Annotated in this window: 14 protein-coding genes; 9 read left to right on the top strand and 5 right to left on the bottom strand. The window is 67.5% G+C overall.

Annotated features, from left to right (window positions below):
• Positions 1 to 5: 5 nt before the first annotated feature.
• Positions 6 to 590, bottom strand: a complete 585-nt coding sequence (gene purE / locus AB4Y79_RS11370) for a 5-(carboxyamino)imidazole ribonucleotide mutase (protein ID WP_441861603.1) — start codon at positions 588 to 590, stop codon at positions 6 to 8.
• Positions 587 to 1,783: a 5-(carboxyamino)imidazole ribonucleotide synthase gene (locus AB4Y79_RS11375; protein WP_441861606.1), complete on the bottom strand. Its 1,197-nt coding sequence runs from the start codon at positions 1,781 to 1,783 to the stop codon at positions 587 to 589. The genes purE and AB4Y79_RS11375 overlap by 4 nt, the downstream gene beginning before the upstream one ends.
• Positions 1,784 to 1,955: 172 nt before the next feature.
• Here AB4Y79_RS11375 and AB4Y79_RS11380 point away from each other — a divergent pair, with 172 nt between their 5' ends.
• The gene (locus tag AB4Y79_RS11380) at positions 1,956 to 2,513 is read left to right on the top strand and encodes a GtrA family protein (protein ID WP_441861608.1); all 558 of its coding nucleotides are present in this window, start codon (positions 1,956 to 1,958) and stop codon (positions 2,511 to 2,513) included.
• Between the two features lie 12 nt (positions 2,514 to 2,525).
• Here the strand turns inward: AB4Y79_RS11380 and AB4Y79_RS11385 are convergent, their stop codons facing one another.
• Positions 2,526 to 3,227 (bottom strand): TIGR03089 family protein, encoded by a 702-nt coding sequence (locus AB4Y79_RS11385; protein ID WP_441861611.1) that lies wholly within the window; start codon positions 3,225 to 3,227, stop codon positions 2,526 to 2,528.
• Between the two features lie 388 nt (positions 3,228 to 3,615).
• Between AB4Y79_RS11385 and AB4Y79_RS11390 the strand changes: the two genes are divergently transcribed.
• The 3 genes from AB4Y79_RS11390 to AB4Y79_RS11400 are packed head-to-tail and all read left to right on the top strand — an operon-like array spanning position 3,616 to position 9,222.
• Positions 3,616 to 4,143 carry a WhiB family transcriptional regulator gene (locus AB4Y79_RS11390; RefSeq protein ID WP_441861614.1) on the top strand — a complete coding sequence of 176 codons (528 nt, stop codon included), beginning with the start codon at positions 3,616 to 3,618 and terminating at the stop codon, positions 4,141 to 4,143.
• Positions 4,144 to 4,172: 29 nt separating this feature from the next.
• The gene (locus AB4Y79_RS11395; RefSeq protein ID WP_441861617.1) at positions 4,173 to 7,535 is read left to right on the top strand and encodes a glycosyltransferase family 2 protein; all 3,363 of its coding nucleotides are present in this window, start codon (positions 4,173 to 4,175) and stop codon (positions 7,533 to 7,535) included.
• Entirely contained in the window at positions 7,528 to 9,222 is a 1,695-nt protein-coding gene (locus tag AB4Y79_RS11400; protein WP_441861620.1) for a DUF5719 family protein, read from the top strand. The genes AB4Y79_RS11395 and AB4Y79_RS11400 overlap by 8 nt, the downstream gene beginning before the upstream one ends.
• A 73-nt stretch (positions 9,223 to 9,295) precedes the next feature.
• On the opposite strand, the gene AB4Y79_RS11405 is transcribed toward AB4Y79_RS11400, so the two are convergent.
• Positions 9,296 to 9,808, bottom strand: coding sequence for a metallopeptidase family protein (locus AB4Y79_RS11405; RefSeq protein WP_441861623.1), 513 nt, complete (start codon positions 9,806 to 9,808; stop codon positions 9,296 to 9,298).
• A 117-nt stretch (positions 9,809 to 9,925) separates the two neighbouring features.
• On the opposite strand from AB4Y79_RS11405, the gene AB4Y79_RS11410 reads away from it, so the two are divergent.
• From AB4Y79_RS11410 to AB4Y79_RS11425, 4 genes are all read left to right on the top strand, one after another.
• Positions 9,926 to 10,312: a DUF3499 domain-containing protein gene (locus AB4Y79_RS11410; RefSeq protein WP_441861626.1), complete on the top strand. Its 387-nt coding sequence runs from the start codon at positions 9,926 to 9,928 to the stop codon at positions 10,310 to 10,312.
• 79 nt (positions 10,313 to 10,391) lie between these two features.
• Positions 10,392 to 10,619, top strand: a complete 228-nt coding sequence (locus AB4Y79_RS11415) for a Trm112 family protein (protein WP_441861629.1) — start codon at positions 10,392 to 10,394, stop codon at positions 10,617 to 10,619.
• Positions 10,620 to 10,693: 74 nt separating this feature from the next.
• Positions 10,694 to 12,160 carry an adenosylhomocysteinase gene (gene ahcY / locus AB4Y79_RS11420; RefSeq protein WP_441861631.1) on the top strand — a complete coding sequence of 489 codons (1,467 nt, stop codon included), beginning with the start codon at positions 10,694 to 10,696 and terminating at the stop codon, positions 12,158 to 12,160.
• Positions 12,161 to 12,224: 64 nt separating this feature from the next.
• The gene (locus AB4Y79_RS11425) at positions 12,225 to 13,463 is read left to right on the top strand and encodes an Ig-like domain-containing protein (protein WP_441861634.1); all 1,239 of its coding nucleotides are present in this window, start codon (positions 12,225 to 12,227) and stop codon (positions 13,461 to 13,463) included.
• Position 13,464: 1 nt separating this feature from the next.
• Here the strand turns inward: AB4Y79_RS11425 and AB4Y79_RS11430 are convergent, their stop codons facing one another.
• Entirely contained in the window at positions 13,465 to 14,265 is an 801-nt protein-coding gene (locus AB4Y79_RS11430; RefSeq protein ID WP_441861637.1) for an RDD family protein, read from the bottom strand.
• A gap of 86 nt (positions 14,266 to 14,351) precedes the next feature.
• On the opposite strand from AB4Y79_RS11430, the gene AB4Y79_RS11435 reads away from it, so the two are divergent.
• Complete coding sequence (locus tag AB4Y79_RS11435; RefSeq protein ID WP_441861639.1) at positions 14,352 to 15,344, top strand: stage II sporulation protein M; 993 nt, start codon at positions 14,352 to 14,354, stop codon at positions 15,342 to 15,344.
• Positions 15,345 to 15,431 lie beyond the last annotated feature (87 nt).

Here is a 15,431-nt window from a genome sequence, read left to right on the forward strand (position 1 = left end):
CCGCCCTAACGGCTGCCCCGACGGGAGCTGGACCCGTCAGGGAAGACCTCGCTCACTTTTTGCCGCAGGTTGGCACCCTTGCGGGAGGCGACGGCGTTGAGGTCGGCGGCGAAGTCCAGGAGGTCGGCGCGCAATGACGCGGCGAGTTCGTCCGTGCCGGAGGCAAGCATCCGTACGGCCAGGAGCCCGGCATTGCGTGCACCGCCGATGGATACTGTGGCCACCGGGACACCCGCAGGCATCTGGACGATGGACAGCAGGGAGTCCATGCCGTCAAGGGTCTTTAACGGAACGGGCACACCGATGACGGGCAGGGGCGTGACGCTGGCCAGCATGCCCGGCAGGTGCGCAGCGCCGCCGGCTCCGGCGATGATGACCCGCAGCCCCCGCTCGTGCGCCGTCTGGCCATAGCGGATCATCTCGGTCGGCATCCGGTGTGCTGAGACGACGTCGGCTTCGAACGGAATGCCGAATTCGGCGAGGGCGTCGGCCGCCGCTTCCATGACAGGCCAGTCCGAGTCGGAGCCCATGACCAGGCCCACCAGGGGGCTGGCAGCGGGACCGGCGGCTGGGGTGGCTTCGGCGCTCATGCGTTCTCCTCGAAAATAGGGGAAGGTTCCTCGGCACCGGCACGTCCATCACGGATGATGGCGGCCACCGCCGTTGCCCGGCGCCTGACCGAGTCAACGTCCGTCGTCGAACTTCCCACCAGGTTGACATGGCCGATCTTACGTCCAGGCCGCACGGATTTGCCGTAGCAGTGGACTTTGGCGGCCGGCTCGCTGGCGAGGGCCATCGGATAGGCCGAGAAAAGGTCCTGGTTTTCCCCGCCCAGGAAGTTCTTCATCACGGTCACGGGGGCCAGCGCATCGGTGGCACCCAGCGGCAGGTTCAGGACCGCGCGCAGATGCTGTTCGAACTGGCTGGTAATGGAGCCGTCCTGGGTCCAGTGACCGGTGTTGTGCGGCCGCATGGCCAGTTCGTTGATCAGGAACCCGGCGCCGGCACCGGGCGTCTCGAAAAGTTCAACAGCAAGGACACCGGTGACGTTGAGCTCCGCCGCGATGCGCAGCGCGGCGTCCTCGGCAGCGGCGGCAACCTCCAGGGGAATGTCCAGTGCGGGGGCGATCACCTCGTCACAGACCCCATCCACCTGGATGGTGTGGACCACGGGCCAGGCCCGGGCTTCGCCGTCCGGGGTCCGCGCCACCAGAGCCGACAGTTCGCGGGTGAACTCCACCTTCGCCTCGGCCAGCAGGGGACTCATGGCGGCGAACCACTCTTCGGCACCGGCCGCCTCGTCGGCGGACGAAATGATCCGGACGCCCTTGCCGTCGTAACCGCCGCGCGGCATCTTCAGTACCACGGGCCATCCCGTTTCCTCGCCGAAGCTGACCAGGTCCGCGACACCGGCCACGGACGCCCAGGCGGGGTTGGGCAGTTCCAACCGGTCGATAGCGGCGCGCATGACCAGTTTGTCCTGGGCGTGGACCAGGGCGTCAGGTCCGGGCTGGACATTGACCCCGGCTTCCTGGAGAGCCCTGAGGTGCGCCGTGGGCACATGCTCGTGGTCAAAGGTCATCACATCAAGGCCCCGGGAAAAGTCCAGGAGAGTTTGCAGGTCCTTGTAATCGCCCACCGGCGTGGCCGGTACGGCAGACACCGCGGAAACGTCGTCGCCTTCAGCGAGGACACGGAGTTCGAAGCCGAGTGCTGTAGCGGCAGGGGCCATCATTCGCGCAAGCTGGCCGCCGCCAACTACACCTATTACTGGAAAAGTCACGTATGCCAGCCTACCGAAGACGCGCCGAATCCCGCTTTTCCGGCCCGGCAGGACAAGGATATTTTCCGCTGCGGGACCGGGAGCAGGGGCAGTCCGGGGCCGGTCCAAAGCTTTGGGGGCTAAAATAGGTCCTTGGCCGAGTGGCCCACAGTTCGGACGGCCATGGAGGGTCATGTTTAGCGCACTTGCAGATCGTATCCGGGGGCTTGCCTCGCTCTTCTGGCGGGAAGTGGCCAAATTCGGGGCCGTAGGCGGTGTGGCATTCGTCATCGATAATGGGCTGACGTATTACCTGATGCACGGCCCGATGTCAGACAGCGAAGCAAAGGCGCGCTTCGTCGGCGCCACCGTGGCCACCGTCTTCTCGTGGGTTGCAAACCGTTTCTGGACTTTCCGGCACCGTCGCCAGGCCAACGTGCTTCGCGAATTCGTCATGTTCGTCATCATCAACGGCATCGGGATCGGGATCTCCACCGGGTTCACCGCGCTGGCCAAGTACGGGATGGGCGTCGACGACAAGAACCTGCTGTTCCTGGCGGGGGTCGCCGGCATCCTCGTCGCCACGGTGGTCCGCTTTTTTGCCTACCGCTTCCTGGTCTTCAACCAGGAACTGGACCAGGAACCCGAGTTCTCCCACGACCACGAACTCATCGAAGCCCATCCGCACCGCCAGCCCGCACGCGCGGAACGTCCGGCTTCCACGCCTGTCGACGGTGGCCCGAAGGCCTAGGACCCGCCGCTGCTAGCTGCCGTGGATGCGTTCGTCGGCCAGCAGTTTGTCCGTGAGTGCAACATCCGGGTGGGTCAGGACCACAGAACCGCCGTGCTGCCAGGCTCCCAGCGCGTTGGACAGCACCCACTCGAGCCCTTTGCCGGCGGGAATGTGGAGGCGGACGCCTTCCTCATGGGCCGCACCAAAATCCGTGAGCAGGTCTTTGTGTTCCACCGGGCGCCCGTCGCCGGTCAGAAGCGCACGGGCTGAGGGGTCCGGATCCGCGTGCGCCATGAACACGTCCCCGTGGGACCGCACCTCCGCCGCGTAGTCGATGCAGCCGCCCGGGAGGGTGCCTGCCCAGCGCATGGCGAGGGCAGGCAGCGCAACTGCAATCACGGGATCGTGCCCATTCATTGCTTCGCCAGGCGTGTCGGTCACCAGGAAGTCTGCCGGGCCGCCGTCGAGCACCGCTTCCAGGCCGAGCTGCCAGCCCGCCAGTGCCCAGACCAGGGCTTTCCAGTGCGCCGGAAGAGCAAGCCCGAGCCGCATGCCCGGCTCCGCGTCGAGCTCGTCCTGCAGCAGGTTGCTGGTCTTGGCCACCCAGTTGTCCAGGACCCGCCCCGACAATTCCACGCGTTCCGAATCCGGCCCGTACCAGGTCAGGCGCGGTGCCGTGGAGTTGCCGGAGCGGAGGCTGCCCATCAGGTTGATGGCGGGGATCGATGTCATGGCTTCATCCTGCCATCCTGGAATCCCCCGGGGCACCAGCGGGGAGGCGCTGTTCCCCATCCGCCGCCCACGTGATGTTTATCACTCCGGCTACTAAGCGTGCTTGCTATTTTTGCGTACAGCGGGTATTTTCCCCGTGGTGGCGCTGTTTTTGTGGCTTTCCCGCCCGGAAAGTGCCGCTTCGGGCCCGCGCCACGCCGAGGCCGGCAAAAAACCCGGGCGTGGCGTGCGCAAAGTTCTCAGGTTTCACTGTCTATTATTCCGGCGACGGCTTGACTCGCCCTAGTTACACGCGTGTAATTAGGTATCTAAAGCAATTGCGCAAATACCGGCACACAACCGAGTGTCCACGTATGAAGGCAGTGGCTGCAACGTCAGGAGGGTCGCCGTGGGGCAAGCAGAGCGTATCCAGGAAGATGCCGTCGTAGCCGGCCAGGCAACGGCAAAGTACCGTGCACGGGGAGTGCCAAGCGATTGGTACGTAGACCCCGCCGATCCTGATGCGGCGGAGCGGTACAAGAGGAATGCCGGCAGTGTCCTCGAGGACCAGGCCACTGCGTTCCTCGCGGCGCACGAGGCCTTGCTGGACGGTGCGGAGGCGGAGGAAGATCTGGATCCGCCCATGGAGCTGGCCGCCCGGAGCGCGCAGCCAGTATGGATCGGGCTGCCCCTCCAGCAGGATTTCGACGACGAAGGCGAACTTGGCTGGCAGACTGACGCCTTGTGCGCCCAGACTGACCCGGAGGCGTTCTTCCCGGAAAAGGGCGGTTCCACCCGCGACGCCAAGAAGGTCTGCGGCGCCTGCAACGTAAGGTCGCAGTGCCTGGAGTACGCGCTGGCCAATGACGAACGGTTCGGCATCTGGGGAGGCCTTTCCGAGCGTGAGCGCCGGCGGCTTAGGAAGCGAGCGATCTAATTCTTCAGGATGTCCATGTCACTGCCGTTGTGGTCGCCCACAATGGCAGTGCCTATCTGCCCAGAACCCTGTCTGCCTTGGCTGGCCAAACCCGGCCAGTTGACCGCGCCATCGGCGTGGATGCCGATTCCACCGACGACTCCTCCAACCTGCTACGGGAATACCTGGGCGACGCCAGCGTCCTGGCCTGCCCCCGGTCCAAGGGCGGCATGGGCGCGGCCATTTCCGCGGGGCTCGCCGGGCTGGTTCCTCCGGCCGGAGCGGGTGGCGGTGACAGGGCGGAATGGATCTGGCTGCTGCACGACGACGCCGCGCCGGCGCCGGAAGCACTCGCTGAACTCCTGGGGGCCGTGGAGCGTGCGCCCTCAGTGACCGTGGCCGGCTGCAAGCAGCTCGACTGGCACTCGCCGCGGCGACTCATCGACGTCGGTCTCTCCACCAGCCGGTGGGCTGAGCGGCTCACCCTGATTGACGCCGACGAGATGGACCAGGGCCAGTATGACGGCCGCACCGACACTTTCGCCGTCAATTCCGCGGGAATGCTGGTCCGCCGGGACGTCTGGGAACAACTGGGCGGTTTCGACCCCGCCTTGCCGGGCAGCGGAGACGACGTGGATTTCTGCTGGCGGAACCGGCTCGCCGGCCACCGGGTGGTGGTGGTACCCGCCGCCCGCATGTTCCACGTAGCGCACCGGCCCCATGCCCTGGGCAACCCGGCAGCAGCCCGCAAGGCGCAGGTACACCTGCGGCTCAAGCACAGTCCCCTCTGGATGGTGCCGGTCCACGGCCTTGGCGCGCTTCTGGGCAGCCTCTTCAAACTCGTCTTGAGCATCGTCGTCAAGGATCCCGGCCACGGCATCTCCCAGCTCCTGGCCACCTGCGCGGCCCTGGGCAGGCCGCAAGCCGTGGCCAAGGGCCGGAGGGCGGCCAAGCGGACGCGGCGGATCCGACGCTCGGTGATCCGTAAGCTGCAAACCCCGCGCCGCGAAGTGTGGAGCCACCGCCGGTCCCTGATGGAGGCGCTGGGATCGGACGGATCCGGCGCTGACCACCTGGTGCAGGATCCGCTCGCGCATCAGCCCACCGGCGACGCCGCCGATGATTTTGCCGCCCTCGCCACCGCCAAGAGGGGATGGGTGGGCAATGGGGCCCTGGCTGCCGTCATCATCGCGTCAGCCGCCTCCCTCCTGGCCCTGACCGGCCTGTTCCGTGCCGGTGCCGTGACCGGCGGCGGCCTGATTCCGGTGTCGGCCGGCCTGGGGGACATCTGGCACAACGCCTCCAGCTGGTGGATCAGCCTTGGCGCCGGACTTCCCGGCCACGGCGACCCCTTTGACTACGTGCTGTGGATCATCGGCGTCCTGGGCGGCGGCGATGCCAACCCTGCCATGCCCTGGCTGCTCCTTCTGGGCGCACCGCTCTCCGGACTCACCGCCTGGTTTGCTGCGGGCGGGCTGACGGTCCGGCGCCGGCTTCGCCTCGCGGCGGCCATCTTCTGGGCGGCCGCGCCGGCCCTGCAGGTTGCCCTCAACCAGGGGCGCGCCGGCGCGCTCATAGCGCACATTATGATTCCGCTGGTGGTCCTGGGCCTGCTTCGCGCTACCGGTTCAGCCGTAGGCCACGGCCGCTTCAGCCTGGATTCCCCTGCCGATGCCCGGCCCGCGGACCAACCACCCGCCAAAGCGGGAGTCAACGGCATGCCGTCCTGGACAGCCGCAGCCGCAGCCGGCCTCGCGCTGGCCGTCGCCTCAGCCTCGGCGCCCTCCCTGCTTCTCCCGGCCGTTGTGCTCATCGTCCTCTGCGGCGTCCTGCTGGGCCGGCGCGGGCGGACAGTGTGGTGGGCCCTGCTGCCCAGTGCGGCCCTGTTCGTCCCGTTCGCACTGTCCACCCTCGACCGGCCGCGTGCCCTCCTGGCCGACCCCGGCCTCCCGCTTGGATTCGATGCCGCGCCATTGTGGCAGCAAATCATCGGACAGCCGCTGGCATTCGACCCCGCCGGCGGCCTGCAGGGACTGGGATTATTCGCCGCCGGGGCGGTGCCTTGGGCGCTGCTGATGGCACTCCTCATTGCGGTTCCGGTACTGGTTCTGGCCGTCATTGCCCTCTTCTTCCCGGGACGCACGGCCCCGGCGGTGCGATGGTTCTGGGTTGCGGCGCTGGTGGCCCTGGCCGGCGGATGGCTGACCAGCCATGTGGCCACGGGCATCAATGCGGATTCCCTGGTGACCCCCTTCCCCGGGCCGGCAGTCTCGGCCGCCTCCTTTGCCCTGCTGTCCGCCGCCGTACTGGGAGCCGGCCAGGTCATGTCCGCCGTGGACCGAAAGGCCGCTGCCGGGTCCAAGGCCAACACTGCGGCGCGCGCCGGGCTGGCGTTGGGCCTGGTTGTACTCCTGGCCGGACCGTTGGCCGGCATGGCCGCCTGGTCTGCACAGAACCTGTTGCGTCCGGCCGCAGTTCCCCCGTCCCCGTCGGCGGCAGGCGGCACTTCCGTTCCATCCGGTTCCGGGACCGGGGGAGAGCTGGGCGCCCCGCGGCTGGTGGAGGCCGCGAACCCACGATCGCTTCCTGCTACGGCCATCGACCGCGGCACCGGGCCCGAACAGACCCGCACCCTGCTCATCAGCACCGGTGAGGACGGCACCTACAAAGCTTCCCTGATGCGGGGGGCCGGCACCACGCTCGACAACCTTTCGGCCATTGCCTCCGCCCGCAACATCATCGGTGGTCCCGGTGCGGAAGAGGTTCGTGACGACGACGACGTCACAGCCGCTGTCCGCCGCGTCGTGGCCACGCTTGTTGCCGGGCAGGGAGTGGACCCCCGTGCCGACCTCGAACAGCTTGGCGTGGGGTTCGTGGTGCTGCGGGCCGCGGACACTGCAGCGCAGCTGACGGCCAGCCGCATGGATGCAGTACCCGGCCTGGTGGCTGTGGGGCAGACCGACGTCGGCTGGCTGTGGCGCATCAGCCCGTCGAACCAGGCGGTCCTGCAGGCTGCAGATGTCGCCCACCGTGTCCGCATCGTGGATCCACGGGGTGCCACCACAACCTCCATCCCCTCGGGTACGGACGGGGTTGACGCTGCCGTACCGTCCGGCGCTGAAGGCCGGCTGGTGGTCCTCGCCGAGCGGGCAGACCCGGGCTGGAGTGCCTGGCTCGATGGCCGCAAGCTGACTTCCACGACCTCCGGCTGGTCACAGGCCTTCACCCTTCCGGCCTCGGCCGGCCAGCTTACGGTCCGCTACGAAAACCCGTGGGCTTTTTGGACCGCTGCCGGCCAGATCACGGTGATCGGCCTCACCGTCATCCTCGCCATCCCGATGCCGACGCAACGGCCGCGGACCGGACTCTCCCGCGACGAGGGCTCCCTGCGTAAGGAACACCAACATGCATGAGCAGACTCCGCCGGTGGCCGCCGAGGCTCCGGCCCCGGTCCACGCACCGGCCACAGTCCACGGGGGAAACGGCGGGGATGCCAAGCCGTCCGACGGCGGTTCAACCCGGGTGCCGCGCGGCAGGGGCCGGGCAGCCTCGGTGGCCGGAGTGGCGGCAGGGGTTCTCATCCTCGCCGGCGCCGGAGCCGTGGTGGCCGCCGGATCACTGGTGCAGGGGCCGGCGTCGAGCCGTGTTCTTCCAGCCGCCGAGGCAGCTGTGCCGGCAGGAGCCAGCGTTGGCGTGTGTCCCGGCCCCGCGAGGCTGTTGGAAGGTACGGGCACAGGTACTGATGCCCAGTTCCGGCCGGAGTCGGCCACCGCCGCGACCAAGGTCACCGCCGCCGTGCTCGGCGCGGGCGGCGTACTGCCCGCGAGCCGCCTGACCCGCCTGGACGGGGGAGCCGTCGTCGAGATCGCCAAGGACGCGGGGCAGGCTCCCACTGCCGGTGCACCGCAGGAGCTCCTCGCCGGAGTGGTGGCCGACCGGGCTGCGGACCAGGTCAACGTACTCAGCGCCAATGCGGTGGCCAACCAGAACGCATCGGCCGCAGGTGCCATGAGATACACCGCCACCGACGGCGACCTGCAAGGTAGCGCCGCGGCCACCTGCGGACAACCTTCGAACGACCAATGGCTGGCAGGAGCCAGCACCACGGTGGGCCGCACGTCCGTCCTGGCCCTGACCAACGCGTCCAGCACCCCTGCCACGGTGAGCCTTGAGTTGTACGGTGGCGCAGGGCAGATCCAGGCGCCGGGCAGCCGTGGCCTGCTGGTGGCGCCCGGCACCACGCGCAGCGTCGTTCTCGCCGGCCTGGCGCCCAACGTTCCGCAGCTCAGCGTGCGCGTCCGCAGCGCCGGTGGTCCTGTGGCTGCGTCGATCCAGCAAAGCGTCCTGCGCGGCCTGACTCCGGGCGGGGTGGACTTCATTGCGCCGGGGGCGGCTCCGTCTGTCCGCCAGGTGGTGACGGGCGTGGATATCCAGGACCCGGCCGGGGTCGCCGCGCTGACGTCCCGCAGTGGCTACGGGGATGCCGCGCCGGCGCTCCAACTGACGGTTCCGGGTGCTTCCGACGCCGTAGTGGAGATCAAACTGTACGGACGGGGCGGCCAAGCCGCGCTTCCCTCCGGCGGTGTGGTCACCGCAAAGGCCGGCTCCGTCACCGAAGTATCCCTGGCGGGAGTTCCGGCCGGCCAGTACACCATCGCCGCCTCATCGGACGTTTCCTTCGTGGCAGCCGCACGAATGAGCCGCGGTCTCCAGGCCGGGCAACCCTCGGATGTGGCCTGGGCGGGCTCCGCCGTGCGGCTGGGCAGCCAGCACGTTGTTCCCGTCCCCAAAGGCGGCCTCCGTCAGCTGGTGTTCGGGGCACTGGACACGAGGGCCACCATCACCTACGCCCCCATCACCGCCGACGGCAAGGTGCGGGCGGCCGCCACCGCGGACATCGCCGGCGGAACCACCGCCACCATCACCGTTCCGGAGCAAGCCGAGGGTGCTGACGTCGTGGGTTATGTGGTGTCGGCTTCGGGAGATGCCGCCTACGGTGCCGTGCTCCTGGGGCAGGACGGGCGCAACGACATCTCCAACCTGGCCTTCCTGCCGGCCGCCGCCGGACAGGAAACCGTCCCGGTCACCCTGGGCTATTAGGAGCCTCGGCAGCCAAGACCAGCCGGGTCAGCCCCGGGGGAGGGGCCGCCCCGCGGCAATCGTCGGGCCCGGGTCAGTAGCGGCGTCGGTAAACGGGGTCCAGGGTCTCCGGTGCCACTCCGAGCATTTCCGCCGTATGCTCCACCACGACGTCGTGGACCAGGTCCTGGAGCTCTTCGACGCTGGAGCATGCCTGCTCAACCACGCGGCGGTACACGGTAATCATGGGGCCATCCCCACCGGCGGCGGGACTGTAGGCCCCCATGGGCGGTGTGGTGCCGTTGGCAGCCAACTGTTCGAGGTCTGCCGGAATTTCGTCGACGCCGAACCTGACGCCGTCAAGGGTCTTGCCCCAGATGTCATGGAGCCGCTGCGCGGAGTCCAGCACCAGGTCGTCGAAGCGGTCGCCACGGGTCCGGTAACCGGGGTGGGTGGGGAGCATCACTTCGCCGCGAAGGCCGCGTCCGTGGCGGTTACGGCGCCGCCGCATAAAGCTCCTGCCGGTGGTTTCCATGCCCGGCGCGGCCGTGGCATCCGGGTCAGCCAACAGGACCGAAAAACCTGATTCATGGTTCGATGACTGCATATATTGACTCTAAACCCGGGGGCGGATTTACGCGATATATTCACTTGGCGTCCCGGGCGCGTCGGGAGGGCCGCCAATGCGCGGCTTTCGCGGGATATGGGGGTAGTCTGTGATGTCGTGGGAGCTATCCGTCAGTGTTCAAGGTCCGCCTGCCGCCAGTCGGCGGTAGCCACCTTGACGTACGTGTATGCGGACTCCACCGCCGTCCTGGGGCCGCTGGCCACCTATGCCGAGCCGCACTGCTACGACCTCTGTGAACAGCACGCGGGCTCGCTGACGGTTCCGCGTGGCTGGGAAGTGTTGCGGCTGGCCATGCCTTCCACCCCGCAGCAGCCCGGGCCGGATGACCTCCTGGCGCTGGCAAACGCCGTCCGGGATGCCGCGGCGCGCCCCTCGGAGCCTCAGCCGTCCGCCCAGCGCGGCCCCCATTCCGCCCTCGAAGCGCCGGCAGGTACCGAAGGGACCCGGCGGGGGCACCTGCGGGTCCTCCGGGAACCTTCCTGACCGGCATCTGGCGGTAGGCTGGTTGCTGCACATCTTTTCCGCTACCGGCGCGAGCGCGCCCGCCAGGGAGCAAGAACACATGCCAAAGATCAGTCCCGAGCTGTTGTCCGTCCTGCGCTGCCCCGTGACCGGCTCGCCCCTGGTCCAGGAAGGCGAAGAACTGGTGGCCACCGGCGCAGATGAAGCCGGGGTCAGGAACCGGTACGCCATTGAAGACGGGATTCCGTTGCTGCTTCCGCCGGAACTGCTGGCCGCAGCGGCGACGGCGGGCTCGGACCAGCACGATCCTGCCGCGGCGGGGCAATAGATCCAACTCCATCAGCCCGCACAGAGAAAAAGCAGAACGGGGACCAGGGCCCCGGACCAAGCAAAGGACCATTCATGACTTTTGAGTACAAAGTTGCCGACATTTCCCTGGCGGAAGCCGGACGGCACCAGATCCGCCTGGCGGAGCACGAAATGCCCGGCCTGATGTCCTTGCGCGAAGAGTTTGGACCGACGCAGCCGCTCAAGGGTGCCCGGATCGCCGGCTCCCTGCACATGACGGTGCAGACGGCGGTGCTGATCGAGACGCTCACCGCGCTGGGCGCCGAGGTCCGCTGGGCCTCCTGCAACATCTTCTCCACCCAGGACGAGGCCGCAGCGGCAGTAGTTGTGGGCAAGGGCACCGTTGAAGACCCGCGGGGCGTGCCCGTGTTCGCCTGGAAGGGCGAGACCCTCGAAGAGTACTGGTGGACGGCCGAACAGATCCTCACCTGGCCCGGTGCCGAGTCCAACCCCGAGCTGGGTCCCAACATGATCCTGGACGACGGCGGCGACGCCACAATGCTGGTCCACAAGGGCGTTGAGTTCGAGGCCGCGGGCAATGTCCCCTCCGCCGACCCCGAAGACTCCGAGGAGTACGGCATCTTCCTCGAGGTGCTCCGCCGCTCCCTCGCTGCGGACCCGAAGAAGTGGACGCGCACGGCAGCTACCATCAAGGGCGTCAGCGAAGAAACCACCACCGGCGTCCACCGCCTGTACCAGCTCGCGGACCAGGGCAAGCTGCTGTTCCCGGCCATCAACGTCAATGACTCAGTCACCAAGAGCAAGTTCGACAACAAGTACGGCATCCGCCACTCCCTGCCTGACGGTATCAACCGTGCCACCGACGTGCTCATGGGCGGCAAGGTCGCCGTCGTCTGCGGTTACGGCGACGTCGGCAAGGGTGCCGCGGAGGCCCTCCGCGGCCAGGGCTCACGGGTAATCGTCACCGAGATCGATCCCATCTGCGCGCTGCAGGCAGCCATGGACGGCTACCAGGTGGCCAAGCTGGAATCGGTCCTGGCCAAAGGTGACATCTTCATCACCACCACGGGCAACAAGGACGTCATCATGGCCCGGCACATGACGGGCATGAAGAACAAGGCCATCGTGGGCAACATCGGCCACTTCGACAACGAAATCGACATTGCCGGGCTGGCCCGCGTTCCCGGCGTGAAGAAGGTTGAGATCAAGCCGCAGGTCCACGAATGGGTCTTCGATGCCGGCAGCGATGCCGAGCGCTCCATCATCGTGCTCTCCGAAGGCCGGCTCCTCAACCTGGGCAACGCCACGGGCCACCCGTCCTTCGTGATGAGCAACTCCTTCGCCAACCAGACCATCGCGCAGATCGAGCTGTGGACCAAGAAGGACCAGGACGAGTACGGGAACAAGGTGTACGTCCTGCCCAAGGTCCTGGACGAAAAGGTGGCGCGCCTGCACCTGGACGCCCTGGGCGTGGAGCTTACCGAGCTGACCAAGGACCAGGCTGAATACCTGGACATCGACGCTGCCGGCCCCTACAAGCCTGAGCACTATCGTTACTGACACGTAAGGGCCCGGGCGCCGCAACGCGCCCGGGCCGTTATTTTCTGAACGTAGGATCAACACTATGGAGCCTGAGGTAAAGCCCCGCCGCCGGGGGAGCGTGACGAAAATTCTCGCCGTCGCTGCCGTGTGTGTCCTGGCTGCCGTGGGCGGAGTTTTCGCCGCCGTCGCGCCGGGCCTTGCAGGCGGTCCGCTCGAATCGGAAGCCGCCTCCGCACTGCGGACGACGCCCGGCATCGCTTCCCCCGTGGTGCCTCCGGTGACGCTGGATGCGGCGCCGGCCAACGGCGCCAAGCAGGTCAACCCTGCGGCACCGGGTTCCCTGAAAGTGGCCAACGGGACCATCCAGCGCGTTACCCTCACCAGCACCGCCGGGAAGATCGTCGAGGGCAGCATCGACCCCAACGGCACGGCATGGTCCGCCTCCGGCCCCCTGGAGTTCAACACCGACTACAGCTACACCTACGTGGTCAAGGACTCTGCCGGACGCGAAACCAGCACCACCCAGGCCTTCAACACAGTCTCCAGCTCGCATGAGGCGGACGCCGCCATCTACCCGCTCAACGGCATGAAGGTAGGCGTAGGACAGCCCCTGCAGATCATTTTCAGTGAGCCGGTGGTCAACCGCGACGCCGTGGAAAAGGCCATCAAAATCACCACCACGGCGGGCCAGAGCGGTGCTTTCCACTGGTACAGCGACACCATGGTCCGGTACCGGCCCGAAAACTTCTGGACGGCCAACTCCACCATCACCATGGACATGCAGCTCTTCGGTGTCGACCTGGGCAACGGCCAGATCGCGAACTTCAACAAAAAGGTCAACGTCTCGATCGGAGACAAGAAAGTGGCGGTCGCTGACGCCACCGCCCATACGTTCACGCTCAGCATCAACGACCAACCCGTCAAGACCCTGCCGGTCAGCATGGGGGACAAGCGGTTCCCTTCGGCCAAGGGATACGCGGTGCTGATGGAAAAGAACCGGTTCGACCACTTCCGTGCCTCCACCATCGGCCTGAAACCCGGTGACCCCGCCTACTACGGGGAAGCCGACGTTGAATACACCATTCGCCTCACCCTGAGCGGCGCCTACATCCACCAGGCACTTGAATCCGCCTACCCCTATATCGGAAACACCAACGTCTCCCACGGCTGCATCGGATTCCTGCCGGATGGCGCAGCCTGGGTGTTCGACAATATGGGAACCGGAGACGTGGTCCAGATCATCAACACCGAGGGCGATTACGCGGCCAACACCGACGGCTATGGCGACTGGAACATCCCGTGGAACGAGTACGCCAACTGAATCACTTGCTGAACGGGAGCCGCTGGAGCCGTTGACCCACCTCGGTATTCCGGTGGCGCGACTCTGAAAGCCTGGTGAATTCCCGGTTCCGCCGTTCTGCCACGACGGCGGCGAGGAAGTCGTCAGGCCCGGTCCCCGGCGGCGGGGCGGGTGATACGTGCGCCGAGAGTTCAGCGGCGATCGCCGCCGCCATCCCCGCCCTGGACTGCGGCGCCATCCGGCCGGCCTGGCGGATGAACTGCGCGGCCCTGCGCGCCGTGGCGTCCGGGATCCGGCCAATGTCCGCGGCCCCTGCCCAAGGCTGCAGGTGGGGCGGCACGAACACTCGGATTGCTTCGTCGGCGGGCACCCGGCTGCGGATCGCGTAGGTGCCGGCCAACATGTCGCCCAACCGGCGCGATTTGTCACTGAAAAGCGCTACGGCACACGCCAGGCCGCCGAACGTCAGGTAGATTTCGAGGAATCCGGTAAGCCCCCGGATCAGGGCGTGCCGGAACCTGATGCTGCCGCCGTCCTCGCGGACAACCCGGAGGCCGGTGGCCAGCTTGCCCAGCGACCTGCCCCGGCTCAGGGCCTCGACGCCCACCGGGACGACGACGAGGCAGAACACCGCTGCGGCCAGGGTCAGGGCACGTGCGGCGGCCTCGTCCAGGCCCTTGCCGGCGGCGGCCAGGCCAAACATGAATCCCACCAGGAGGACCACATGGAAGACGACGTCGATGACCAGGCCCAGTGCGCGGGCGGCGAAGGTGGCCGGCCGAAGTTCGAGGACGACTGCCTCGCCGGTGATGATCGGACTCACTGCGTCCCTGCCCTTCGCAGCTGGTGATGCGGAGGACCGCATGGTGTGGACGGTCAAAGTCTAATGCCGGGCGCTAGGCTGTAGCCGTGGATATGGACGCCTTCTCCGCCGTCAATGGGGACAAGTGGTCGCGGCTGAAGGAGCTCGCGGCCAAACGCAGGCTCACGGGCGCAGAGGCCGATGAACTGCTGGCCCTGTACCAGTCCGCGTCAGGGCACCTGTCGCTGGTCCGCTCCATTGCGCCCGAGAGCGCATTGTCCGCCTCCCTCTCCGCCACGCTCGCCCTGGCCAGGACCCGCTTCACCGGTGCGAGGTCCAACGCCACGGCCGACCTCGCAAGGTTCTTCGTGGTGGCCCTGCCGGCGGCGCTGTACCGCCTGAGGTGGCTCACCCTGGCCTGCGGAGGAGTATTCGTCCTTGTCGCTGCCGCCTACGCGGCGTGGATCGGGACGTCCCCGGAAGCGCTCCGGGCCGTGGCGTCTGAGACTGCCGCAGCGCAGTACGTCGACCAGGACTTCATCAACTACTACTCGGAGAATCCGGCAGCGTCCTTCGCCGGTGCGGTGTGGACCAACAACGCCTGGATCTGCGCGCAGGCGGTGGCACTCGGTATTACCGGGGTTTGGGTGCCGATGATCCTGTTCAACAACGCCCAAGGAGTGGGCATCGCGGCCGGGATCTTCGCGTCGGCCGGTAAATCCGACGTCTTCTTCAGCTACATCCTGCCGCACGGCCTGATGGAGCTCACCGCTGTGTTCGTGGCCGCGGCCGCGGGCCTGCGGATCTTCTGGGCAATGGTCTCACCGGGCCCGCGGACCAGGAGCCGCGCCGTCGCGGAAGAGGGCAGGTCTCTGGTCACGGTGGCCCTGGGACTGGTCCTGGTGCTGTTCGTCTCGGGCCTGGTGGAAGGCTTCGTCACCCCCAGCCCGCTGCCGGCCTGGGCCAGGATTGGCATCGGTGCGGCGGTTCTTTCGGCTTACTGGGTCTACGTCCTGGTGTGGGGCCGGCGGGCCTTCCTGGCCGGCGAACGCGGTGACCTCCGCAGCGAAGACGCCGGGTACACGGAAATCGCTGCCTGAATCGTTGTAATCCAGCCGGGGTGGTTCCTCGCCCGGCAGAAGTTCCGGAAGGTAGGCTCGAGGGCAGAATGAATCGCGCCGGCAGAC

This window comes from Pseudarthrobacter sp. YAF2 (assembly GCF_052113345.1).
Classification (GTDB): domain Bacteria; phylum Actinomycetota; class Actinomycetes; order Actinomycetales; family Micrococcaceae; genus Arthrobacter.